Below are 24,577 nucleotides of genomic sequence, written 5' to 3'. Positions count from 1 at the left end.
GTTCGAGATGGCGTTATTAAATGTAGACAAATTATCGGTGCACTTCGGCGATGAAGGCACCCCTTTTCGCGCTGTAGACCGTATCAGCTATAGCGTAAACCAGGGCGAAGTGGTCGGTATTGTCGGCGAGTCCGGCTCGGGTAAATCGGTCAGCTCGCTGGCGATCATGGGACTGATTGATTTTCCCGGGCGCGTGATGGCGGAAAAGCTGGAGTTTAACGGTCAGGATCTGAAGCGTATCTCTGAGAAAGAGCGACGCAACCTGGTCGGCGCCGAAGTGGCGATGATTTTCCAGGATCCGATGACCAGCCTTAATCCTTGTTATACCGTGGGTTTCCAGATAATGGAGGCCATCAAGGTACATCAGGGCGGCAACAAGAAAACCCGCCTTCAGCGCGCAATCGACCTGTTAAACCTGGTCGGTATTCCCGACGCGGCCTCGCGCCTGGACGTCTATCCGCACCAGTTGTCCGGTGGGATGAGCCAGCGTGTGATGATTGCGATGGCCATCGCCTGTCGGCCAAAGCTGCTGATTGCCGATGAACCGACCACCGCGCTGGATGTGACTATCCAGGCGCAAATCATCGAACTGCTGCTGGAATTGCAGCAGAAAGAGAATATGGCGCTGGTGCTGATTACTCATGACCTCGCGCTGGTGGCGGAAGCGGCGCACAAAATCATTGTGATGTATGCCGGTCAGGTGGTGGAAACAGGTAATGCGCATGATATCTTCCGCGCCCCGCGTCATCCGTATACGCAGGCGTTGCTGCGCGCCTTGCCTGAATTTGCGCAGGATAAAGCGCGGCTGGCCTCGCTGCCAGGCGTTGTACCGGGGAAATATGACCGCCCGAGCGGCTGTCTGCTGAATCCTCGCTGTCCGTATGCGACGGACAAATGCCGCAGCGAAGAACCGGAACTGATGCAACTGGGTGAAGGTCGTCAGTCGAAATGCCACTACCCACTCGATGATGCCGGGAGGCCAACACTATGAGTACGCACGAGGCCACCTCGCAGCAACCGCTGTTGCAGGCTATCGATCTGAAGAAATACTATCCCGTGAAAAAGGGGCTGTTTGCCCCTGAACGGCTGGTAAAAGCGCTGGATGGCGTTTCGTTTACCCTGGAGCGCGGTAAAACACTGGCGGTGGTGGGGGAATCAGGTTGTGGGAAATCCACGCTTGGCCGTCTGCTGACGATGATTGAAACCCCGACCGGCGGTGAGCTGTATTATCAGGGGCAGGATCTGCTTAAGCATGATCCTCAGGCGCAGAAACTGCGTCGGCAGAAAATCCAGATCGTGTTCCAGAACCCGTACGGTTCTCTGAACCCGCGCAAAAAAGTGGGACAAATTCTGGAAGAGCCGCTGCTGATCAATACGTCGCTCAGCAAAGAACAGCGCCGCGAAAAAGCGCTGGCGATGATGGCGAAAGTCGGCCTAAAAACCGAACATTATGATCGCTATCCGCACATGTTCTCTGGCGGTCAGCGCCAGCGTATCGCGATTGCCCGTGGTCTGATGCTCGATCCGGATGTGGTCATTGCCGATGAACCTGTCTCCGCGCTGGACGTTTCCGTACGTGCGCAGGTACTGAACCTGATGATGGATTTGCAGCAGGAACTGGGGCTGTCCTACGTCTTTATCTCTCACGATCTGTCGGTGGTGGAACACATTGCTGATGAAGTGATGGTGATGTATTTAGGCCGCTGCGTGGAGAAAGGGACGAAAGACCAGATCTTCAACAATCCCCGCCATCCGTATACGCAGGCTCTGCTTTCAGCCACGCCTCGTTTGAACCCGGACGATCGCCGCGAGCGCATCAAGCTGACCGGTGAACTGCCAAGCCCGCTGAATCCGCCGCCGGGGTGCGCCTTTAATGCGCGTTGCCGTCGCCGCTTTGGTCCCTGCACCCAGTTGCAGCCGCAGCTTAAAGACTACCGTGGTCAGTTGGTGGCCTGTTTTGCTGTTGATCAGGATGAAAATCCGCAGCAATAACTGTTGGTTATTCCCGCATAACCGGAGCCTTATGCTCCGGTTTTTTTATATTTTATTTTTGAGTCCACAATGTGAGTCCATTGGCAGAAGATTATTCCGCATGGGTTAGAATGTATGCAGATTTCGTAACGTCACAGAATTATCGGTTAAATCGCAGTTGCTAAATGAAACGGAGCAAACGTGGTCACGATACGCTGGGATATCAGAACAATCGATCGCCTGTCTATGGTTGAGGATGTCCTTAAGGAGTTTTCCTGCTGCGACATTAATATTATTTCGATGAAAGTAACACCCGGCAGGATCCTGATTAAATCGTGGTGTCGTCACTTGCAGGATATTTCCAGTGTGCGAAACCGGTTATGCCAGCGCGCAGATATTGTCAATGTTGACTGGCTTTCCGAAGATATGACCGAGCGATCTTCGTCAGAACTGGCTTGCCCGCGTTATTTCTCCGATATTATTTGCAGCAGTCCGGGCATGCAGTCGCTGATTGAAAAAGCGATAAAAATTGCCGACAGCAAATATACGGTGTTGATCCGTGGTGAAACCGGAACCGGTAAGGAACTTCTGGCGCGCGCCATTCATAATTCCGGGCAACGTCGTTTTTATCCTTGTATCCCTGTGAACTGTTCCGCACTTCCTGAAACGTTGATGGAGAGTGAATTTTTCGGCTATGAAAAAGGGGCGTTCAGCGGTGCTGACAGCAAAGGGAAAAAAGGACTCTTCGAGATGGCGGACCACGGTACGCTTTTTCTGGATGAGTTTGGCGAAATGCCGCTGAATCTCCAGGTTAAATTACTGCGTGTGTTACAGGATGGTGGTATTCGCCGGGTCGGTGGTTCACACATTATCCCGGTTAATGCACGTATTATTGTCGCCACCAACGCTAACCTGGAAGAGATGGTCGAACGGTGTCAACTGCGCGCCGATCTTTACTATCGCATTAATGTTCTTTCGCTGACTATCCCTCCGCTTCGTGAGCGGCCGGAGGATATCGCCTTGCTGATCCGCCACTTTGTCCATAAATATGCGAAGGAATTTCAGCGGCGAATTATTCTGGACAGAGCCTGTTTTTCATTTTTACTCCGTCATCGCTGGCCGGGTAATGTCAGAGAGGTGGAAAACGCCATCATTCGGCTGATGCTAATGTCTGAGTGTGATGTGATAACGATGGAAGATTTACGTTTAGTGAGCCTGCCAGTTGAAGAAAGCCCCAATATCACGCAGGGAACGGCATTCCCGTTTAAAGAACAGGTTCAGCATGCGGAGCGCAAAATCATTGAGCAGATGGTCGGTGAGAACGTCTCGTCACGGGATATTGCAAAAGCGCTTGGCGTCTCGCATACCACCGTGCTCAATAAGATCCGTAGTTATCAACTCGAAGATGTCAATTAAGCGCCGCCGCTCGCAGGAGTCACTGACGGCGCTTACCTTGAATTATTCAATCAGCTTCAATAGCGGTGACAAGCACAGCAGGATCCCGTACAGCAAAATCAGCCAGGTTCGCAGGCCACGCAGTTTTTCCAGTTGTTTGACTTTATAGATCAGGAAAAAAGGAATGATACAGGAGACAATACCATAGAGCGGACTCCCCAACTGGAAGAAAATAAGGACGGAGACCCGGAAAGAGACCCAAATAACCAGCGTAATCACAATAAAGGTATAAATTCCCAGGGTGAGCGCCAGTGGGCTAATTTTCTCAATGTTAATTACACGGCTCAGTAAATTAAGAATAATTCCTTTGATTGCTTCATGGAAGCCGAGATAAATACCAAAAAAGGCCGTCAGCACCGCGAAGATATTTAATATTGTTGATGTGATATGAATAATTTGCCCTGGGATCACCTGCGCGGCTAACGCCAGTGCGGAGATATTTTGCTCAAATGCGGAAACGGCTTCTTCGTGGCTAATCGAAAACGTAAACGAAAAGGAAAAGAATAAAATAACCGCAATCAACGTGATGTAACTAATACGGTGTGTACGGATTGCCATTCGGGTTGCCAGCACTCTGTCGGCTTCTCGTTTCCGGTAGGCGATATTCATTGGGTTTAGCACCTGAATAAACACCGCAGAGAAGAAGCAAAAAGGAACCGTCAGCAAAACGTCACGGAAGAAGACTGACGCCTGTGGGAATGCAGTTATGTTACTGAAATTCCAGTGTGGAATCATAGCGAAACCAAACACGATAATGATGCCAACTTTCACCACCACCATCGGTCCTGAGATTTTAAACAGTAACTTTTCACCGCCAGAAGCAATGGCGACAAGGAGGGAAAAGATTGCCACTTTGTAGAGGACGGATTGTGAGAGGTCTGCATCTGTCAGACCAAATGTTTTAATATACGATGCGCTGTCAAATACAACGGATAATGAGTAGATAAAGATACCGTGGATAATCATCAGGAAGTAAATTACTCCCAAAAATACTCCCCAGTTTTTACCCAAATAGTGGCTGATAATGTCTGTATAATCGTTACAGGTTTCACTTTCAGATAATGTCTTTAAATAAATGTCCTGCACAATATAGGTCGCAGGGTAGGCAATAATAAAGGCGACGATAAATACCCATATTCCGGTCAGACCGATTTGCACGGGCATCAGTACGGTTCCCGCGCCAATAGCCATACCGATGCATAATAACACCCAGCCAAAATCATATTTTGTAAACGGTAATCTTTTTGAGGATGATGTAATAGTTGTTTTATTGTTACTTAATTGTATTGTGTTGTCCTGCATAGAGCCCCCTGCCCAAAATACACATCATCCTCCGGGGTGCTTCATGGCGAAGGATGAGGCGTATAGCCAGGCTGTTTGTGCCTTGATTTCATCCCCCTGGACCGGTGATGTCGGCCCAGGGCGTCATGGTCAGAACGTTGCCTTTCTGATAGCGTTTTCAAGGTCGTTAATAATATCTTCTGGATCTTCAAGACCCACAGAAAGACGGATAAGTCCGTCGGTAATACCTGCTTTTAGCCGCTCCTCTGGTGCAACAGGCGAATGTGTCATAGACGCAGGATGCTGAATGAGGGTTTCGGTATCACCGAGACTGACCGCGAGGAGGCACAATTCTACAGAATTGATCATTCGTCTGCCAGCCTCGAGTCCGCCTGCAATTTCAAAGCTGATAATGCCGCCCGGCAGGTTCATTTGCCGTTTGCCAAGCTCGTACTGCGGGTGTGATGGCAATCCGGGATAGTAAACACGGGTGATTGCCGGGTGATTTTCCAGAAAACGGGCGGTTTTTAGCGCGTTTTCACAGTGGCGTTCCATACGGATGCCCAGCGTTTTAATACCGCGTAGCGTCAGCCAGGCGTTGAAGGGACTCATACAGCCGCCGGTGATGTCTTTAAGACCCACAAAACGGGCCTGATCGATAAACTCCTGCTTGCCGACAATGACACCGCCAATCACGTCTCCGTGACCGTTGATGTATTTGGTCACGCTGTGTACCACGATGTCTGCGCCCAGTTGCAACGGCTGCTGGCAATACGGCGACATGAATGTATTGTCGACGACCAGCAGGGCGCCATGCAGATGCGCAATTCCGGCGGCCGTTTCAATGTCGACCAGCGAGAGTGTCGGGTTCGCGGGTGTTTCGATATAGATAACCCGGGTTTCCGGGCGTATCGCCGCACGAATTTCGTCGGGCCTGGCGGCATCAACAAAGCTCACGTTGATGCCGAACTTCGGCATGCTGTGCGACAAAAAGGCGTGGGTGCAGCCATAAATCGCACTGGCGGAAACGATATGGTCGCCTTGCTGGCACAGTGTAAGCAGCGTGGTGGTGATAGCCGAAATACCCGAGGCCGTCGCCAGCGCCGCTTCGCCTCTTTCGAGCACCGCCAGTTTTTTCTCCAGCGCATCGGTTGTCGGGTTGCCAAGGCGAGTGTAAATGTACCCAGACTCTTCGAGAGCAAAGCGGGCGGCGCCTTGTTCGGCACTGTCAAAAACAAATGTTGAGGTCTGAAATATAGGTGTACTGAGCGCACCAGTGGAAGGGTCGGGTTGTTGTCCCGCGTGAACGATCTGGGTGTTGAATCCGTAAGTACGACAGTCAGTCATGATATCTCCTTTGATTCGAAACAGAACAGCTCATACTCAGATAGCAATCGCTGTGCCATGAAAGGAGTTCTTTAATATCAGTGCATTAGAAAGTTTTATATCTGGGCTGGTGTCAGGAAAGTTGCCAGCTGGCAAAAATCTTTCCAGCCCTGGAGTGGCTGACTGGCATGGAAATACTGTAAATGCGAAGCGTCACGCAGTGTGGGGAGTGCGGGATGATAAGGGCTGGGGGTTGCCGTAGAATCTGCATCAAGCCGGGCTTGCCCGGTGAGGCGCAATGTTGCGGGGGCTTGATCCCCGGCGGCATCGGTTGCTGGAAAGAGAAAACCCCCGCACGTTGTTTGGTATAAACCTGGCAACAAAACGGGGGCTAACTTGACTCCAGACAAGTTGAGAATAGCCGCGAACAGTTGCCATTGCAACAAAGGCGGCTCTATGACGCTCATGCAGTTGGGCACAGCCTTCTGGCACGATCTGGCAGCTCCGATCATCGCTGGCATTATTGTCAGCCTGGTAGTGAACTGGCTACGTCACCGGAAGTAATGTGTCTTGTGGGTGTCTGCCTGCCGTGATGGCAATATGCGCCCGAACCAGGCCGCAGGGGAGACTCTGCGGCCTTTTTCGGTTTACTGCGGATAAGGTACCCAGTCGCCGCCGTTCAGGCGCACATAAGGTTTACCCTGATACTGAATCACCACCGCGTTGGCATTCTCGGAGACCGGTGCGGTCTGCGGCAGTCCACCCGTTAGCTGGTTCCAGTTAACGTTGTCTTCCGTAAACAGCTTCCCATCAAGGGCGCGTACCACCAGTTCGGAAATAGCCAGGTAGCTGCTTGGCTGATTTATATCGATCGGCGCGCCCTGGTGAGGGGCTTTCATCCCGAAGAATTTCACCGCAGCCGGTACGTTGGTAATCGCAGGGCTAGGGATATCACGCAGACCGGAGACCTGCATTCTGTCGCCCTTCAGCGCACCGCCATGTTCGGGCACCATTACTACCATCACTTTACGGCCAGATTTCTCCAGCTCGGTGAAGAAAGCATCCAGCTCATCAAACAGTTTTTGGGCGCGAACTTTGTAATCCGCCGTTTTGCTGACGCCAGGGAAGTGGTTCCCGTCATGCAGCGGCAGGGTGTTGTAGAACGTTGCGCTCCGTGAGTTTTGATCTTTCTCGGTCGTTTCCAGCCAACGATCGAGAACGGCGGTATCGTCATAAACTGGGGAGCCATCAAAGCCCAACAGTGTGACAGGCAGACCTTTCTGGTCCATAAGCTCGCTCTGCATACCGCCATTCTCACGCACTTCTTTCAGGAAGCCGCCAAACTCGCCGTTATGCCCCATCATCAGATGTTGTGTGAAGCCCAGCTTCGACAAATTATCGAACAGGTAGCAGTCATTGCCTGCTGGTTGATACAAGTTTGTATGTGAAGGTTGACCGCAACTGGCGCGCAGCAGGCGAATTGCCGCTGGGCCGCTGTATGAGGTCGCGGAGTTAAAGTGTTTGAACAGGATGTCGAAATGCGCCCACAGCGGATGCGATGCCAGACCTGCGGCTTCGACATCAGACCAGGAGAGTGAACAGATGTTGATCACCAACAGTTCGAACGGTTGAGCATCTGCAGGAAGTGAGCTAGGGAACGGCGTTTTCCGCTTCGCTTCGGCATTGTAGAAAGTATTCAGCCAGGCGGTCAGATTCGCCGTGGTTGGTGGTGCCGTCTGGGCCGGAATATCACCCACGACGGGCGTATCGCCTGCAGTTGCTACGGTTGCTGCCGCAGAGCCGCCGGTGGTTGTGACCGTGCTGGTAGGTTGACCTGCTGGCCACAGAGAGAAATTCGGCCCCGCCAGTGTCAGCACGTTCAGCCAGACGAGGATTGCGACAACGAAAACCGTCACCCGAATCCATTGCGACAGAAACAGCCAGGCGATCAACAGAACGAATATCGCGCCAATCATCTGCCAGTTGATAAAACGGGTCACCAGATCGAGCATATAGTCGGCGCTAAATCCGGCAACCTGCGAACCCTGGCTCATGATGCTTTCCGGGCCGGGTAGCCAGGTATCATGCCAGAAAAGCGCAAAACCAATCGGAATAGCAATCCAGTGGCGAAGGCGATGCAAACTGTACTTTGGTATTGGCATGAGCAAAAAGGCCATGAATACCAGGTTTTGTAATGGGTGGAAATTGAGATAGCCGGCCCAAAGCAGACCGAATTTCACCAGAAAGTAAAAATTCCAGCCAGAAAGCCCGCGCCAGTATTGCCATAACGGCGAAGGCATTGATGAGGATTGAGTATACTGAGTCATTTGTTGTCTGCCTTGACTTTCGAAGCGCGGCGCAAGGTTCCGGCTGGTTTTACATAGCGAGGTTTGGCAAATAAAAGCCGGGTGGTGTCCCGAATACGGTGAAGCGAATGGCGTGCCAGATAGCCCAGCGGGAAGAAAATCAGTGCGCAGAAGATAATGATTTGAATGATATCATTGATATTCATCATGATGTTCGCTCCATAGCATCATCCTGCAGTCGCAAGGGTTTCGGAATACGGCGCCAGGCTCGCCCATCGTGTTCAGCATTCAAAACGGGGTTCGGCCCTTGCGTCAGCGGCAGCGGTTTGCCCCACATCTCTGGCAACAATAAGCGCATTTGCACCAGTTCGGCGCTGATGAGGTTGTCTTCGAACCAGACCATACGGTTGGAGAAAATATCGCCTGTCGGCAGCGGGAAAATATGGTTCAACGCGGTGTCCAAATCATTAACCCGGCAGAATGACAGAAACAGCACCAGACGATTGCCGCCAATGGTCATGATGTCGCCAGTGCGGTTCGGACGACATAATGTGAGCGCCTGCTCGACACGTATGCCAGGCACCGGTCGCAACGCCACCATGACGCCTTTCCCATCCGCAGGAAGCAGTGTATTGGCCATCATGTTATGCACCGCTTCGCAGAAGACATCCCATTTTTGAAAACCACGCAGTTTCAGCGGCTGCGTCATGGAGAGAAGTGTGGTGATGTCTTCCGGTACGTAACGGCTAAATTGTTGCCCCTGAACGCTTTCAATTAACGTCAGGCAGCGAGAAAGCGGCGCGTTCCACGGCACGACCATGTTGGCGCCGCAGCCTAATAACAGGCGTTCGTCGGTGGCACGTAAACTGGCGGTGTTTTCCCGTACGATGATTTTCAGCGCGCTGCCTCGCTGGCGACGCAGGGTATGAATGTTGCGCGCCATGGGTTCGATTTGGTTATTCTGAGCCAGAGAGAAAATGATCGTCGCCGCCTGAGCGGTACGCGCTTCGTTGAATAAGGTTTCGTTATTGTCGAAAAGCACCCAGTGCTCAGAGAGCGGTGGGGCACCTTCGAGTACGGCAACATTGCCGAGGATCCGTTTTTCGTCGCTACGAGGCTGGATCTCCGCTTCTTCCTGTTGAGCCAGTTCCCAGCGATTATCCTGATGACGCAAGATGAGTTGCTGACGTGCGCTGACCCCTTTTTCATTGCACCAGAATGCGATATCGAACAGATGCTGATCGCCCTGAAAACGTAAACTGGCAAGACCAAAAAGAGATCGATATTCTCCCATCAGCAATGATGACTGTTTGTCATTATTGTTTCCTGGGTTAATGACCAGAAGTGAACAGTGATGGAGTTGGGTCCATTTATTCATTTTTACCAGCCACTGACGCAGACGTTCAGAAGATATATTTTGCCATGCGTTATTTGCGCAAATAAGAATGAAAAGATAATGAGTGGGCTGGAGGGAACAAAGCAAATCGCGGGGCAATGAGTATAGTCCCTTTTCAGAGTTCGGCATGGAAAATAACTGAATTTTTTCCGGGCCGTGAGCCTCATCTAATTTGACCGATTTTTCCAGATCGTTCCCCATGCAAATGACCGCGACTTTCGCGTTGCCCGTTTGAGACGCAATCGTTTGATTCACCAGGCTGATGGCATCTTCAGTGCGATCAGCGTTAAGCCACCAGACACCGCCGGCTGGCATATGGCGCAGTTCATCCCATAATGATGAGATACCGATAGAAAATACGGGGTCCACAGTGTCCCTCTTGTCACTATTTTATCTGCTTATCAGTTTACTAGCGAAAGCACAGAAATAAACCTAACATTGAAATTAAAACGTATCAGATTTAGCATGTAAATCCATCCGTCAGGCAGGAAGCCTTGTAACATCAGTCTTTGATTTTTCATTATCATTATAAATTGAGCACCAGGAAGTTCAAAAAATGAACGATTTTCTGTGCTGAAGATTAACGATGGGAAGGGACGGAGTGCAGCCAAAAAAATGTCTGAAGCGTGGCGAGTATATTCAAAAGGGATAAATCAGAATGTATAACAATGAACCAGGTACTCAGTCTGATTCAGCTTTGGGCTATACCTTCCAAAATGATTTTCTGGCCTTAAGTCAGGCATTTTCGCTGCCTGAAATAGATTACACCGATATTTCCCAACGCGAACAGCTCTCTGCGGCGATTAAACGCTGGCCGTTGCTGGCTGAATTTGCGCAACAACAATAAGGGAGCCGTGGATGGCTATTCTGGGATTGCAGGGCGTGCGCGGTGGTGTCGGTACCACGTCGATCACTTCGGCACTCGCCTGGGCGTTGCAGATATTAGGGGAAAACGTACTTGTTGTGGATGTCAGTCCCGACAATTTGTTGCGCCTGTCATTCAACGTGGACTTTGTTCACCGTGAAGGGTGGGCGAGGGCGATACTGGATAACCGCGACTGGCGTGATGCTGGCATGCGCTATACCTCACAACTCGACCTGTTGCCATTTGGTCAACTGAGTGCGCAAGAGCGTGAAAACCTTCAGGAGTGGCAAGATCGCCTGGGCGGGGTCTGCGAGGGGATCTCCGCGCTGAAAGAGAGCGGGCGCTATTCCTGGATCCTGCTGGATCTTCCTTCTGACACTTCACCGCTCACCCGTCAGTGGGTGAATCTTTGCGATCACACGCTGGCCGTGGTGAATGCAGACACGAATTGCCATATCCGTCTTCACCAGCAGGCGCTGCCTACCGGTGCGCATATTCTGATCAATGACTTACGCATCGGCAGTCAGTTGCAGGATGACCTGTACCAAATTTGGCTGCAAAGTCAGCGTCGCCTGCTACCGATGATCATTCACCGGGATGAAGCGATGGCGGAGTGCATGGCGTCGAAGCAACCGCTGGGAGAATATCGCAGTGATTCGCTGGCGGCGGAGGAGATACTGACGTTGGCAAACTGGTGTCTGTTGCATTATGCCGGTCATAAAACGCCTGTCGGGAGCCCATCATGAGTCTCCTGTCCCGGTGGTTGCTCATTCCGCCGGTTAACGCGCGCCTGAGCGAGCGTTATCAGGATTATCGTCGTCATGGCGCGTCATGTTTTAGCGCAGCGATGGGCTGTTTTTGGGTGATTTTGGCATGGGTGTTCATCCCACTTGAGCATCCGCGCTGGCAGCGTATTCGTGGCCAGCATAAAGCGCTGTATCCGCATATTAACGCCGCCCGCCCGCGCCCTCTGGATCCTGCCCGCTACGCCATTCAAACGCTCTGGTTGATGGCGACTTCTCAGCGAAAAGAAAAAAGCGAGCCGCGCTGGCGGTCGTTTGCCCGTTTGCAGGGTGTGCGTGGCCGCTACCATCAATGGATGGATGCGTTGCCTGAGCGCGTGAGTCAACGCACGCTCCACCTGGACTCGAAAAAAGAGTTGGGGCATCTCAGCACTGGGGCGCGTCGCTTCATTTTGGGCATTATCGTGACGTTTTCGCTGATTTTGGCGGTGATTTGTATTACCCAGCCGTTTAACCCGCTGTCACAATTTATCTTCCTGATGCTGCTGTGGGGGGTGGCGTTGTGGGTCCGCCGACTGCCAGGACGTTTCTCTGCCCTGATGCTGATCGTGCTGTCGCTGACGGTGTCTTGCCGTTATATCTGGTGGCGCTATACGTCGACGCTGAACTGGGATGACCCGGTGAGTCTGGTTTGTGGTCTCGTTTTACTGTTTGCCGAGACTTATGCCTGGATCGTACTGGTGCTGGGTTATTTCCAGGTGATTTGGCCGCTTAATCGTCAGCCTGTTCCATTGCCAAAAGAGATGTCGCAATGGCCGACCGTCGATATTTTTGTGCCCACTTACAACGAAGATCTCAGTGTGGTGAAAAACACCATATATGCGTCGTTGGGCATCGACTGGCCAAAAGATAAGGTGAAAATCTGGATTCTGGATGATGGCGGGAGAGAAGAGTTCCGCCAGTTTGCTCAGACCGTAGGGGTGGAATACATTGCTCGTCCTACCCATGAACACGCGAAAGCCGGGAACATTAACAACGCTCTGAAATATGCGAAGGGCGAGTTTGTGTCGATCTTTGACTGCGACCACGTGCCAACGCGCTCGTTCCTGCAAATGACGATGGGCTGGTTCCTCAAAGAGAAACAGCTCGCGATGATGCAGACGCCACACCATTTCTTCTCGCCGGACCCGTTTGAACGCAACCTGGGGCGTTTTCGCAAAACGCCGAACGAAGGGACGCTGTTCTATGGGCTGGTGCAGGATGGCAACGATATGTGGGATGCCACCTTCTTCTGCGGTTCGTGTGCGGTTATCCGTCGTAAACCGTTAGATGAGATTGGTGGCATTGCCGTAGAAACCGTGACTGAAGATGCCCATACCTCGCTGCGTTTACACCGCCGTGGCTATACCTCTGCTTATATGCGTATTCCGCAGGCGGCGGGGTTGGCGACAGAAAGTCTGTCTGCGCATATCGGGCAACGTATTCGTTGGGCGCGTGGGATGGTGCAAATCTTCCGTCTGGACAACCCGCTCACCGGCAAAGGCTTAAAACTGGCGCAGCGATTGTGTTACGTGAACGCCATGTTCCACTTTTTGTCCGGCATTCCCCGGCTTATCTTCCTCACGGCGCCGTTGGCCTTCTTGCTGTTACACGCCTATATCATCTATGCCCCTGCGCTGATGATTGCGTTGTTCGTGTTGCCGCACATGGTCCACGCCAGCCTGACCAACTCGAAGATCCAGGGGAAATACCGCCACTCGTTCTGGAGTGAGATCTACGAAACGGTGCTGGCATGGTATATCGCCCCGCCGACGATGGTGGCGCTGATTAACCCGCACAAAGGGAAGTTTAACGTGACGGCAAAAGGCGGACTGGTTGAAGAAGAGTACGTGGATTGGGTTATTTCGCGGCCCTATATCTTCCTGGTCTTGCTCAACCTGCTCGGTGTGGCGGTGGGCGTTTGGCGCTTCTACTACGGCCCTGAAAACGAAATCCTCACCGTGATCGTCAGCCTGTTATGGGTTTTATACAACCTGATTATTCTCGGCGGCGCGGTGGCCGTTTCTGTGGAGAGCAAACAGGTCAGACGGGCACATCGTGTTGAGATCTCAATGCCCGCCGCCATTGCCCGTGAAGATGGCCATCTGTTCTCGTGCACTGTGCATGACTTCTCCGATGGCGGTCTGGGGATCAAGATCAACGGCAAGGCGCAGGTGCTGGAAGGACAGAAGGTGAATTTGTTGCTTAAACGCGGCCAGCAGGAATATGTCTTCCCGACGCAAGTTGTGCGCGTGATGGGCAATGAAGTGGGGCTGCAACTGATGCCATTGACCACGAAACAACATATTGATTTTGTACAGTGCACGTTCGCCCGGGCAGATACCTGGGCGCTTTGGCAGGACAGCTTCCCGGAAGATAAACCTCTGGAAAGTCTGCTGGATATTCTGAAGCTGGGCTTCCGTGGTTATCGACACCTCGCGGAGTTTGCCCCGTCTTCCGTCAAAGTAATTTTCTGGTCTCTGACGACGCTGGTTTCCTGGATTGTGTCGTTTATTCCACGTCGCCCAGAGCGGGGCGTGGCGGTACAACAGCCGGATCAGGTTATGGCTCAACAATGATGATAACGCGATGAAAAGAAAACTTTCCTGGATTTGTGCAGTGGCAATAGGGATGAGCACTTTCCCTTCTTTCATGACGCATGCGACGCCTGCAATGCAACCACTGGTAAATGCTGAGCCAGAAGAGGCGCCAGCTGTGCCTGCGCCGGCAGATGAAAATCAGCCCGTCGGACAGGTGATGCCAGGCGTGGTGGGGGCAAACGCGCCCATTGTCGAGCAGAAGGCGCCTTCCCGCGACGTGAAGCTCACCTTTGCGCAAATTGCGCCGCCGCCGGGCAGTATGGTTCTGCGTGGCGTCAACCCGAACGGTGGTATTGAGTTCGGGATGCGCAGCGATGAAGTGGTTTCGAAAGCGGTGTTGAACCTCGAATACACCCCATCGCCGTCGCTGTTGCCGATTCAGTCTCAGCTAAAGGTTTACCTGAATGATGAATTGATGGGCGTATTGCCTGTCACCAAAGAGCAACTGGGTAAAAAAACGCTGGCCCAGATGCCGATCAACCCGTTGTTTATTACTGATTTTAACCGGGTGCGTCTGGAATTTGTTGGGCATTACCGTGATGTCTGTGAAAATCCGGCCAGCAGCACGCTGTGGGTGGATGTCGGCCGCAGTAGCGTACTGGATCTGACTTACCAGACACTGCCGGTAAACAACGATCTCTCGCACTTCCCGATCCCGTTCTTTGACCCGCGAGATAATCGTCCTGTTACCTTGCCGATGGTCTTTGCACAATCACCGGATAAGGAACTGCAACAGGCGGCATCGATCGTCTCCTCCTGGTTTGGTTCACGTGCGGGCTGGCGCGGTCAGCACTTCCCGGTGATGTATAACAAACTGCCCGATCGTAATGCGATTGTCTTTGCCACTAACGACAAACGCCCGGACTTCCTGCGCGATTATCCGGCGGTGAAAGCACCGGTTGTCGAGATGATGAACCATCCGGATAACCCGTATGTGAAACTGCTGGTGGTCTTTGGCCGTGATGACAAAGACCTGTTACAGGCCGCGAAGGGGATCGCTCAGGGGAATATTCTGTTCCGTGGCAATAGCGTGGTGGTGAATGAAGTGAAACCACTGCTGGCCCGTCAGCCTTATGACGCGCCGAATTGGGTGCGCACTGACCGCGCGGTGACCTTTGGCGAGCTGAAAACCTATGAAGAGCAGTTACAGTCAACAGGGCTGGAGCCTGCGCCGATCAACGTGTCGCTGAACCTGCCGCCGGATCTGTATCTGTTACGCAGTACCGGTATTGATATGAACCTCAACTACCGTTACACCACGCCGCCGCAGAAAGACAGTTCGCGGATGGATATCAGTCTGAATAACCAGTTCCTGCAAGCGTTTAACCTGAACAGCGCCCAGGAAAGCAATCGCCTGTTGCTGCGTCTGCCGGTTCTGCAAGGGCTTCTGGACGGTAAAACGGATGTCGCGATTCCAGCGTTAAAACTGGGAGCGATGAACCAGTTGCGCTTTGATTTCCAGTATATGAACCCGATGCCAGGGGGATCGGTTGATAACTGCGTCACTTTCCAACCGGTACAGAATCATGTCGTGATCAGCGACGATTCCACTATCGACTTCTCGAAGTATTACCACTTTATTGCGATGCCGGATCTGCGTGCTTTCGCGAATGCGGGTTTCCCGTTCAGTCGTATGGCTGACCTGTCTGAAACGATCATGGTTATGCCGAAAACCCCGAACGAAGCGCAGATGGAAACGCTACTGGATGTGACCGGGACGATAGGGGCGCAAACCGGCTTCCCGTCGATTAACCTGAATATCGCCGACGATAGCAGCCAGATTCAGGGTAAAGACGCCGACATCATGTTAATCGGCACCATCCCCGATAAGCTCAAAGATGATAAGCGAATCGATCTGCTGGTACAGGCGACGCAGAGCTGGGTAAATACCCCGACACGTCAGACCCCCTTCCCGAGCATTATGCCGGATATGGCCGATCGCGTGGCGGATGTGCGTACAACCCTGACCTCCTCTGGCCCGATGGCGGCCGTGGTGGGCTTCCAGTCACCGTTTAACGATCAGCGAAGTGTGATTGCATTGTTGGCCGATAGCCCACGCGGTTATACGTTACTGAACGAAGCGATGAACGACAGCGGAAAACGGGCGGCGATGTTTGGTTCTGTTGCGGTCATTCGTGAGTCCGGTGTTAACAGCCTGCGAGTAGGGGATGTTTACTACGTCGGCCATTTACCGTGGTTTGAACGTCTGTGGTATGCCCTGTCGAACCACCCGGTCCTGCTGGCCATTCTGGCGGCGGTGAGCGTCGTGCTTCTGGCCTGGGTGCTGTGGCGTCTGCTGCGTATCATTAGTCGCCGTCGTCTTGATCCGGACAATGAGTAATTAACGATGAACGCGCTTCGTGGATGGACGTTAACGGTGTTAATGGTCGCCGCCGTGAATGTCCAGGCCGCCTGCACATGGCCTGCCTGGACACAGTTCAAAAAAGATTACATCAGCCAGCAAGGGCGGGTAATCGATCCCAGCGATGCGCGTAAAATCAGCACCTCTGAAGGGCAAAGCTACGCGATGTTCTTTGCCCTCGCCGCGAATGACCGCCCAGCGTTTGATCTCCTGCTGGAGTGGACGCAAAACAACCTGGCGCAAGGTTCTTTACAGGAGCATCTGCCAGCGTGGCTTTGGGGGCAAAAAGACCCGAAAACGTGGAGCGTGCTGGACATTAACTCTGCATCCGACAGTGATATCTGGATTGCCTGGTCGTTGCTGGAAGCTGGCAGGCTGTGGAAAACGCCGCGTTATACCGAAATCGGCACCGCGCTGTTAAAACGCATTGCCCGTGAGGAAGTCGTCACCGTGCCGGGGCTGGGCTCCATGCTGTTACCGGGGAAAGTCGGTTTCGCGGAAACGGCAAGCTGGCGCTTTAATCCCAGTTATTTACCGCCGCAACTGGCGCAGTACTTTACCCGTTTTGGCGCGCCGTGGACTACGCTGCGTGAAACCAATCTTCGCCTGCTGCTGGAAACAGCCCCGAAAGGCTTTTCGCCTGACTGGGTGCGTTATGAGAAAAATAAAGGCTGGCAGTTGAAGCCGGAAAAAACGCTGGTCAGCAGCTACGATGCCATTCGTGTCTATATGTGGGCGGGCATGCTGCATGATGGCGATCCGCAAAAAGCGCGTCTGCTCGCGCGATTTAAACCGATGGCTACCCTGACAACAAAAAATGGCATTCCACCGGAGAAAGTGGACGTCGCCAGCGGCAAAGCACAGGGCAATGGCCCGGTAGGCTTTTCTGCCGCTCTGCTGCCTTTCCTGCAAAACCGCGATGCGACAGCGGTGCAGCGACAGCGTGTGACCGACAACTTTCCTGGCAGCGATGCCTATTACAGCTACGTGCTGACCCTTTTTGGACAAGGCTGGGATCAGCATCGTTTTCGCTTCACCCTTCGCGGTGAGTTACTACCTGACTGGGGCCAGGAATGCGCAAGTTCACATTAAGTTTACTCAGTTTATCGCTCGGTCTGACATTAATGCCGATGGTTCATGCTGCGCCTTCCGCGCAACAGCAATTGCTGGAGCAGGTGCGACTCGGCGAAGCCTCGCACCGTGAAGATCTGGTGCGCCAGTCGTTGTACCGTCTGGAACTGATGAACCCGAATAATCCGGACGTGATTGCCGCCCGTTTTCGTTATTTACTGCGTCAGGGCGATATTGCAGGGGCACAGAAACAGCTCGACCGACTCTCCCAGTTAGCGCCGAGTTCTACCGCGTATAAATCGTCCCGCACGACCATGCTGCTCTCCACGCCGGAGGGAAGACAGTCCTTGCAGGAGGCGCGCCTGCAGGCCACCACCGGGCATCCGGAAGAAGCGATTGCCGCTTACGATAAGTTGTTCAAGGGGAATCCACCAGAGGGTGAGCTGGCGGTCGAATACTGGACGACGGTGGCAAAATTACCCGCGCGGCGTAACGACGCCATTAATCAGCTCAAAAAAATCAACGCCAGCAACCCAGGCAATAACGGTTTACAAAATACACTGGCTCAGTTGCTATTTGATGACGGACGGCGCGAAGAAGGGTTTGCGGTATTAGAACAGATGGCGAAATCCAGCAGCGGACGCAACGCGGCGGCGAATATCTGGTATAAACAAATCAAAGACTTGCCAGTAAGTGAAGCCAGCGTGCAGGCACTGCAAAAGTATCTGACGGTGTTCAGCGAAGGCGACAGCGTCAATGCGGCGCGCGAAAAGCTGAATGAACAACAAAAACAGCTGGCCGATCCGGCTTTCAGAGCCAGAGCCCAGGGGATGGCTGCGGTTGACGCCGGACAAGGCGGCAAAGCCGTGACGGAATTACAGCAGGCCGTCAGCGCAAACCATGACGATAGCGAAGCCGTTGGCGCATTGGGGCAGGCATATTCACAGCGTGGCGATCGCGCACGCGCCGTGGTGCAATTTCAGAAAGCCCTTGCGATGGATCCGCAAAGCAGCAGCCGTGACAAGTGGGAAAGTCTGCTCAAAGTGAACCGCTACTGGCTGTCGATTCAGCAAGGTGACGCCGCCCTGAAAGCCAATAATCCGGACCAGGCAGAACGTCTTTATCAGCAGGCGAGAAACATTGATAACACCGACAGCTATGCGGTGCTGGGGCTGGGCGATGTGGCGATGGCGCGTAAAGATTACGCTGCCGCTGAACGCTACTATCAACAAACGCTGCGCATGGACAGCAGCAACAGTAACGCGGTGCGCGGGTTAGCGAATATTTATCGGCAGCAGTCTCCGGAGAAAGCCTCGGCATTTATCGCCTCGCTTTCCGCCAGCCAGCGTCGCAGCATTGATGACATTGAGCGCAGCCTCGAAAACGATCGCCTGGCACAGCGGGCAGAAGCGCTGGAAAATCAAGGAAGCTGGGCTCAGGCCGCTGAACTGCACCGCCGCAGACTGGCAATGGATCCGGGCAGCGTTTGGGTCACTTATCGCCTGTCACGCGATCTCTGGAACGCCGGGCAGCGCAGCCAGGCCGATGCGCAGATGAGCGCGCTGGCGCGCCAGAAACCCAATGACCCAGAACAGGTCTATGCCTACGGACTTTACCTCTCCGGTAATGATCAGGATCGTGCGGCAATGGCGCATATTAACAGCCTGCCGCGTAGCCAGTGGAACAGCAATATTCAGGAACTGGCAGACCGGCTGCAAAGCAACCAGGTGCTGGAAACCGCTAACCGTCTGCGTGATAGCGGCAAGGAACGGGAAGCGGAAGAGTTACTCCGACAGCAACCGGCCTCCACTCGTATTGATTTAACACTTGCCGACTGGGCGCAGCAGCGCCGTGAGTATGCGAGCGCACGCGCTTCCTATGAGGCGGTTCTGGCTCGTGAGCCGAATAACGTTGATGCCCATCTTGGTTTGACGGAAGTCTATCTCGCTCAAGGGGATAAAGAGGCGGCACGCGCTGAACTGGCAAAATTGCCTGCTACAGACGCCGGAGAAACGCCGTCTATCAACATGCAGCGTCGTATTGCGCTGGCGCAGATGCAGTTGGGCGACACCGCGAGCGCGCAGCAAACGTTCAATAAAATTGTGCCGCAGGCGAAATCGCAGCCGCCGTCGATGGAAAATGCGATGGTTCTGCGAGACGCCGCGGCTATTCAGGCGCAGGCGGGCGAACCAGAGCAGGCGCTTGAGACTTACAAAGATGCGATGGTGGCCTCGGGTATCACACCAACGCGTCCAGAAGATAACGATACTTTTACCCGTTTGACGCGCAATGACGAGAAAGACGACTGGCTGAAACGCGGCGTACGTAGCGATGCGGCGGATTTATATCGTCAGCAGGATCTCAACGTCACCCTTGAACATGATTACTGGGGATCGAGCGGTACCGGCGGTTATTCTGACCTGAAAGCGCACACCACCATGCTGCATGTGGATGCGCCGTATTCCGACGGACGCATGTTCTTTCGTACCGATATGGTCAACATGAACGTGGGCAGCTTCTCGGATGATGCCAGCGGGAATTACGATGACAACTGGGGCACGTGTACCTTGTCCGACTGTAGCGGCAACCGCAGTCAGTCGGATCGTGGCGCCAGCGTCGCCGTTGGCTGGGCGAATGATACCTGGAGCTGGGATATTGGCACCACGCCAATGGGCTTCAATGTCGTTGATGTCGTCGGTGGCGTGAGTTACAGCAACGACATCGGTCCGTTGGGCTACACCCTGAACGCGCACCGTCGTCCTATCTCCAGTTCGCTGCTGGCTTTTGGCGGGCAGAAAGATGCGCCAAGTAATACCAATAAAACATGGGGTGGCGTCCGTGCAGACGGCGGCGGAATCAGCCTCAGCTATGATAAAGGCGAAGCGAACGGTGTCTGGGCGTCGCTGACCGGCGATCAGCTCACCGGGCAGAATGTGGAAGATAACTGGCGTGTACGCTGGATGACCGGCTACTACTACAAAATCATTAACGAGAATAATCGTCGTGTCACCATCGGTCTGAGCAACATGATTTGGCACTACGATAAAGACCTGAGCGGATACTCGCTGGGTCAGGGCGGTTACTACAGCCCGCAAGAGTATCTCTCCTTCGCCGTGCCGGTGTTGTGGCGCCAACGCACAGAAAACTGGTCGTGGGAGCTGGGCGGGTCCGTCTCATGGTCGCATTCGCGCACCAAGACGATGCCGCGTTATCCGCTGATGAATCTCATCCCAACAGAATGGCAGGAAGAGGCTGCTAATCAAACCAACGATGGTGGTAGCAGTCAGGGCTTCGGTTACACGGCGCGGGCGCTGATCGAGCGTCGCGTCACCTCGAACTGGTTTATCGGAACGGCGGTAGATATTCAGGAGGCGAAGGACTACACCCCAAGCCATTTCTTGTTGTATGCGCGTTATTCTGCCGCAGGCTGGCAGGGCGATATGGATTTACCGCCGCAGCCGCTGGTGCCTTACGCTGACTGGTAAGTTTTCAGATACCGCCTCTCTTAATGCCGCCACGATCAGGTATACTCTGGCGGCTTTTAAAGATATTCCTGGAGAGTCAATTTGCGCGTCAGTCGCTCGTTAACAATTAAGCAGATGGCAATGGTTGCAGCTGTTGTCATGGTGTTCGTTTTTATATTTTGCACCGTTTTGCTGTTTCATCTGGTACAGCAGAACCGCTATAACACGGCTACGCAACTGGAAAGCATCGCTCGCTCTGTTCGGGAACCTTTGTCTGCGGCAATTCTCAAGGGCGATATCCCCCAGGCGGAATCTATTCTTGTCAGTATTAAACCTGCCGGGGTGGTCAGCCGCGCCGATGTCGTGTTGCCTAATCAGTTTCAGGCATTGCGTATCAGTTTTATTCCCGAGCGCCCGGTACCGGTCATGGTCACTCGCCTGTTTGAGCTGCCGGTACAGATCTCGCTGCCGGTTTACTCGCTTGAACGCCCGGCAAACCCGCAGCCGCTGGCGTATCTGGTGCTCCAGGCCGACTCGTTCCGCATGTATAAGTTTGTCATCAGTACCGTCTCCACGTTAGTAACCATTTACTTACTTTTGTCGCTGGTGCTCACCGTTGCCATCTCCTGGTGTGTAAATCGCCTGATTCTGCATCCGTTGCGTAATATCGCTCGTGAGCTCAATGACGTTTCGCAACAAGATCTGATTGGGCATCAGTTGACGCTGCCGCGTCTGCATCAGGATGATGAAATCGGCATGCTGGTGCGCAGTTACAACCTGAACCAGCAGATTTTGCTGCGTTACAATGAAGAACAAACAGACAACGCGATGCGTTTTCCGGTTTCAGAGTTGCCGAATAAAGCGTTCCTGATGGGGATGCTGGAGCAGGTAGTGGCGCGCCAACTGACGACAGCACTGATGATTGTGACATGTGAAACACTGCGCGATACCGCGGGCGTTCTGAAAGAGACGCAGCGGGAAATTCTGCTGCTGACGCTGGTGGAAAAGATGAAATCCGTGCTGGCGCCGAGAATGGTGCTCACTCAGGTGAGTGGTTACGACTTTGCCATCATCGGACACGGCATCAAAGAGCCGTGGCATGCAATAACACTAGGTCAGCAAGTACTCACTATCATTAATGAGCGACTGCCGATCGAAAGCATACAACTGCGCCCCAGTTGTAGTATTGGCATCGCGATGTTTTATGGCGATTTGACCGCGGAACAGCTGTACGGTCGTGCAGTGTCCGCCGCATTTACCGCGCGGCGCAAAGGCAAAAATCAAATTCAGTTCTTTGACCCGAAACAGATGGAACTGGCGCAGCAACGTTTGACGGAAGAGAGCGACATTCTTAGCGCGCTGGATAATCACCAGTTCGCCATTTGGCTGCAGCCACAGGTGGATATGTCCAGTGGCAAGGTGCTGAGCGCAGAAGCGTTATTGCGTATGCAGCAGCCGGATGGGAGCTGGGAACTGCCTGAAGGGTTGATTGAACGTATTGAATCCTGTGGCCTGATGGTGACCGTCGGTCATTGGGTGCTGGAAGAGTCCTGTCGCCAGCTTTCGGCCTGGCAAGAGCGCGGCCTGATGATGCCGCTTTCTGTGAATCTCTCCGCGTTGCAACTCATGCACCCGAGTATGGTGTCGGATCTGCTGGAGTTGTTAAACCGTTACCGCATTGAGCCGGGCACATTGATTCTGGAGGTGACGGAAAGCCGCCGGATTGACGACCCTCATGCGGCGGTGGCGATCTTACGCCCATTACGTAATGCGGGCGTCCGTATTGCGCTGGACGATTTTGGTATGGGATACGCGGGGTTACGCCAGCTTCAACACATGAAGTCGCTACCTGTCGATGTGCTCAAAATCGATAAAATGTTCGTTGATGGGCTACCGGAAGATAACAGCATGGTCACCGCAATTATCCTGATGGCCCGCAGCCTTAATTTGCAGATGATCGCCGAAGGTGTAGAGACGCAAGCGCAGCGTGACTGGCTGGCGCAAGCGGGTGTCGAAGTGGCGCAAGGTTTCTTATTTGCCCGCCCTGTTCCTGCTGAAGTGTTTGAAGAGCGCTACCTGAAAGACGCATAGTCTGATTACAAAACTTAAAAAAGGCCTGACTTGTGCGAGCCAGCTCAAACTTCTTAACATTTTTGTTTCAATTATGATCCAGGTACATTTCTGTCATGTTGTCGGGGTGTTATTTTAAGGCCGCAGGTCAATCATAACCTCACAAGGCCTGTGGTTTTTACTTCAAGGACACCCTATGAAAACCTCTTTATTTAAAAGCCTTTACTTTCAGGTCCTGACAGCAATTGCCATTGGTATCCTCCTTGGCCATTACTATCCTGAATTAGGCGCTCAAATGAAACCGCTTGGCGACGCGTTCGTTAAGCTCATTAAGATGGTCATCGCGCCTGTTATCTTCTGTACTGTCGTGACCGGCATTGCAGGTATGGAAAGCATGAAAGCCGTTGGCCGCACAGGCGCGGTTGCGCTGCTGTACTTTGAAGTCGTCAGTACTGTTGCGCTGATCATTGGCCTCATCATTGTTAACGTGGTGCAACCTGGCGCCGGGATGAACGTCGATCCGGCCACACTGGATGCCAAAGCTGTCGCGGTTTACGCTGAGCAGGCGAAAGACCAGGGGATCGTGGGCTTCCTGATGGATATCATTCCGGGTAGCGTCATTGGTGCGTTTGCCAGCGGTAACATCCTGCAGGTATTGCTGTTTGCCGTGATGTTCGGTTTTGCTCTCCATCGTCTGGGCAGCAAAGGACAGATGATTTTCAACGTGATTGAAAGCTTCTCGCAGGTCATTTTCGGCATCATCAACATGATCATGCGTCTGGCGCCTATCGGTGCGTTTGGCGCAATGGCCTTTACCATCGGTAAATACGGCGTGGGGACGCTGGTGCAGTTAGGGCAGTTGATTATCTGCTTCTATATCACCTGTATCCTGTTCGTGGTGGTGGTACTTGGCGGGATCGCCCGTGCAACCGGCTTCAGCATTTTCAAATTTATTCGCTACATCCGTGAAGAGTTGCTGATTGTTCTGGGGACTTCTTCTTCCGAGTCTGCGTTGCCGCGTATGCTCGACAAGATGGAAAAACTGGGTTGCCGGAAGTCGGTCGTCGGGTTGGTTATTCCTACCGGCTATTCATTCAACCTGGATGGTACATCCATCTATCTGACTATGGCGGCGGTGTTTATCGCGCAGGCGACGAACAGCCATATGGATATTTTCCATCAGATAACGCTATTGGTTGTGTTGCTGCTCTCCTCGAAAGGGGCGGCCGGGGTTACCGGAAGTGGCTTCATCGTTTTGGCTGCGACTATCTCCGCCGTCGGGCATTTGCCGGTTGCGGGTCTGGCGCTGATCCTCGGTATCGACCGCTTTATGTCTGAAGCCCGTGCGCTGACCAACCTGGTTGGTAACGGCGTGGCAACCGTCGTGGTCGCCAAATGGGTGAAAGAACTGGACCACAAAAAACTCGACGATGTGCTGAATAATCGTACGTCGGAAGGCAAATCGCACGAAATATCCTCTTAATCTCACCTCTAATGCCCGCAGTCCCTTCCAGGACTGCGGGTGTTTGCGCATAATTGACCCCTGCACCAGAACCGCCTTATCGGGCGGCTTCGGTTTTTTTACACTTCATCCGCGACATTTCCATGTTCTTGCGGTCTAACACGAA

17 protein-coding genes are annotated in these 24,577 nt (G+C 53.1%); 12 read left to right on the top strand and 5 right to left on the bottom strand.

Annotated features, from left to right (window positions below; translation table 11 throughout):
- Positions 1-7: 7 nt before the first annotated feature.
- The 3 genes from dppD (at position 8) to CJP72_RS17460 (ending at position 3,387) form a co-directional block, all read left to right on the top strand.
- Entirely contained in the window at positions 8-991 is a 984-nt protein-coding gene (dppD, locus tag CJP72_RS17470) for a dipeptide ABC transporter ATP-binding protein (RefSeq protein WP_162382615.1), read from the top strand.
- Positions 988-1,992, top strand: a complete 1,005-nt coding sequence (gene dppF / locus CJP72_RS17465; protein WP_162382614.1) for a dipeptide ABC transporter ATP-binding subunit DppF — start codon at positions 988-990, stop codon at positions 1,990-1,992. The genes dppD and dppF overlap by 4 nt, the downstream gene beginning before the upstream one ends.
- 180 nt (positions 1,993-2,172) lie before the next feature.
- A complete protein-coding gene (locus tag CJP72_RS17460) occupies positions 2,173-3,387 on the top strand; it encodes a sigma 54-interacting transcriptional regulator (RefSeq protein WP_162382613.1) in 1,215 nt (404 codons plus the stop codon).
- Between the two features lie 42 nt (positions 3,388-3,429).
- Here the strand turns inward: CJP72_RS17460 and CJP72_RS17455 are convergent, their stop codons facing one another.
- Positions 3,430-4,728 carry an aromatic amino acid transport family protein gene (locus CJP72_RS17455; RefSeq protein ID WP_162382612.1) on the bottom strand — a complete coding sequence of 433 codons (1,299 nt, stop codon included), beginning with the start codon at positions 4,726-4,728 and terminating at the stop codon, positions 3,430-3,432.
- A 129-nt stretch (positions 4,729-4,857) separates the two neighbouring features.
- Positions 4,858-6,054 carry a methionine gamma-lyase gene (gene megL / locus CJP72_RS17450; RefSeq protein ID WP_162382611.1) on the bottom strand — a complete coding sequence of 399 codons (1,197 nt, stop codon included), beginning with the start codon at positions 6,052-6,054 and terminating at the stop codon, positions 4,858-4,860.
- Between the two features lie 435 nt (positions 6,055-6,489).
- Between megL and CJP72_RS17445 the strand changes: the two genes are divergently transcribed.
- Positions 6,490-6,597, top strand: coding sequence for a type I toxin-antitoxin system toxin Ldr family protein (locus tag CJP72_RS17445; protein ID WP_162382610.1), 108 nt, complete (start codon positions 6,490-6,492; stop codon positions 6,595-6,597).
- 83 nt (positions 6,598-6,680) lie between these two features.
- Here the strand turns inward: CJP72_RS17445 and bcsG are convergent, their stop codons facing one another.
- Genes bcsG through bcsE form a run of 3 tightly spaced genes read right to left on the bottom strand, consistent with a single transcriptional unit; the run spans position 6,681 to position 10,104 of the window.
- Entirely contained in the window at positions 6,681-8,360 is a 1,680-nt protein-coding gene (bcsG, locus tag CJP72_RS17440) for a cellulose biosynthesis protein BcsG (protein ID WP_162382609.1), read from the bottom strand.
- Positions 8,357-8,548 carry a cellulose biosynthesis protein BcsF gene (bcsF, locus tag CJP72_RS17435; RefSeq protein ID WP_162382608.1) on the bottom strand — a complete coding sequence of 64 codons (192 nt, stop codon included), beginning with the start codon at positions 8,546-8,548 and terminating at the stop codon, positions 8,357-8,359. The genes bcsG and bcsF overlap by 4 nt, the downstream gene beginning before the upstream one ends.
- Complete coding sequence (bcsE, locus tag CJP72_RS17430) at positions 8,545-10,104, bottom strand: cellulose biosynthesis c-di-GMP-binding protein BcsE (protein WP_162382607.1); 1,560 nt, start codon at positions 10,102-10,104, stop codon at positions 8,545-8,547. The genes bcsF and bcsE overlap by 4 nt, the downstream gene beginning before the upstream one ends.
- Positions 10,105-10,393: 289 nt before the next feature.
- Between bcsE and bcsR the strand changes: the two genes are divergently transcribed.
- From bcsR to CJP72_RS17390, 8 genes are all read left to right on the top strand, one after another.
- Positions 10,394-10,582 carry a cellulose biosynthesis protein BcsR gene (bcsR, locus tag CJP72_RS17425; protein WP_162382606.1) on the top strand — a complete coding sequence of 63 codons (189 nt, stop codon included), beginning with the start codon at positions 10,394-10,396 and terminating at the stop codon, positions 10,580-10,582.
- An 11-nt stretch (positions 10,583-10,593) separates the two neighbouring features.
- Entirely contained in the window at positions 10,594-11,346 is a 753-nt protein-coding gene (bcsQ, locus tag CJP72_RS17420; RefSeq protein ID WP_162382605.1) for a cellulose biosynthesis protein BcsQ, read from the top strand.
- On the top strand, positions 11,343-13,961 hold the full coding sequence (gene bcsA, locus CJP72_RS17415) for a UDP-forming cellulose synthase catalytic subunit (RefSeq protein ID WP_162382604.1): 2,619 nt from the start codon (positions 11,343-11,345) through the stop codon (positions 13,959-13,961). The genes bcsQ and bcsA overlap by 4 nt, the downstream gene beginning before the upstream one ends.
- Before the next feature lie 10 nt (positions 13,962-13,971).
- Entirely contained in the window at positions 13,972-16,323 is a 2,352-nt protein-coding gene (gene bcsB / locus CJP72_RS17410; protein ID WP_162382603.1) for a cellulose biosynthesis cyclic di-GMP-binding regulatory protein BcsB, read from the top strand.
- A gap of 6 nt (positions 16,324-16,329) precedes the next feature.
- Complete coding sequence (gene bcsZ / locus CJP72_RS17405; protein WP_162382602.1) at positions 16,330-17,436, top strand: cellulose synthase complex periplasmic endoglucanase BcsZ; 1,107 nt, start codon at positions 16,330-16,332, stop codon at positions 17,434-17,436.
- On the top strand, positions 17,418-20,900 hold the full coding sequence (gene bcsC, locus CJP72_RS17400; protein ID WP_162382601.1) for a cellulose synthase complex outer membrane protein BcsC: 3,483 nt from the start codon (positions 17,418-17,420) through the stop codon (positions 20,898-20,900). The genes bcsZ and bcsC overlap by 19 nt, the downstream gene beginning before the upstream one ends.
- An 81-nt stretch (positions 20,901-20,981) precedes the next feature.
- A complete protein-coding gene (gene hmsP, locus CJP72_RS17395; RefSeq protein ID WP_162382600.1) occupies positions 20,982-22,970 on the top strand; it encodes a biofilm formation regulator HmsP in 1,989 nt (662 codons plus the stop codon).
- 175 nt (positions 22,971-23,145) lie between these two features.
- Positions 23,146-24,432 (top strand): dicarboxylate/amino acid:cation symporter, encoded by a 1,287-nt coding sequence (locus CJP72_RS17390; protein ID WP_162382599.1) that lies wholly within the window; start codon positions 23,146-23,148, stop codon positions 24,430-24,432.
- The last annotated feature ends 145 nt before the right edge of the window (positions 24,433-24,577 follow it).

This window comes from Citrobacter sp. NCU1 (genome assembly GCF_010231475.1).
Taxonomy (GTDB): domain Bacteria; phylum Pseudomonadota; class Gammaproteobacteria; order Enterobacterales; family Enterobacteriaceae; genus Citrobacter_D.
This window is presented reverse-complemented; position numbering and strand designations above follow the sequence as displayed.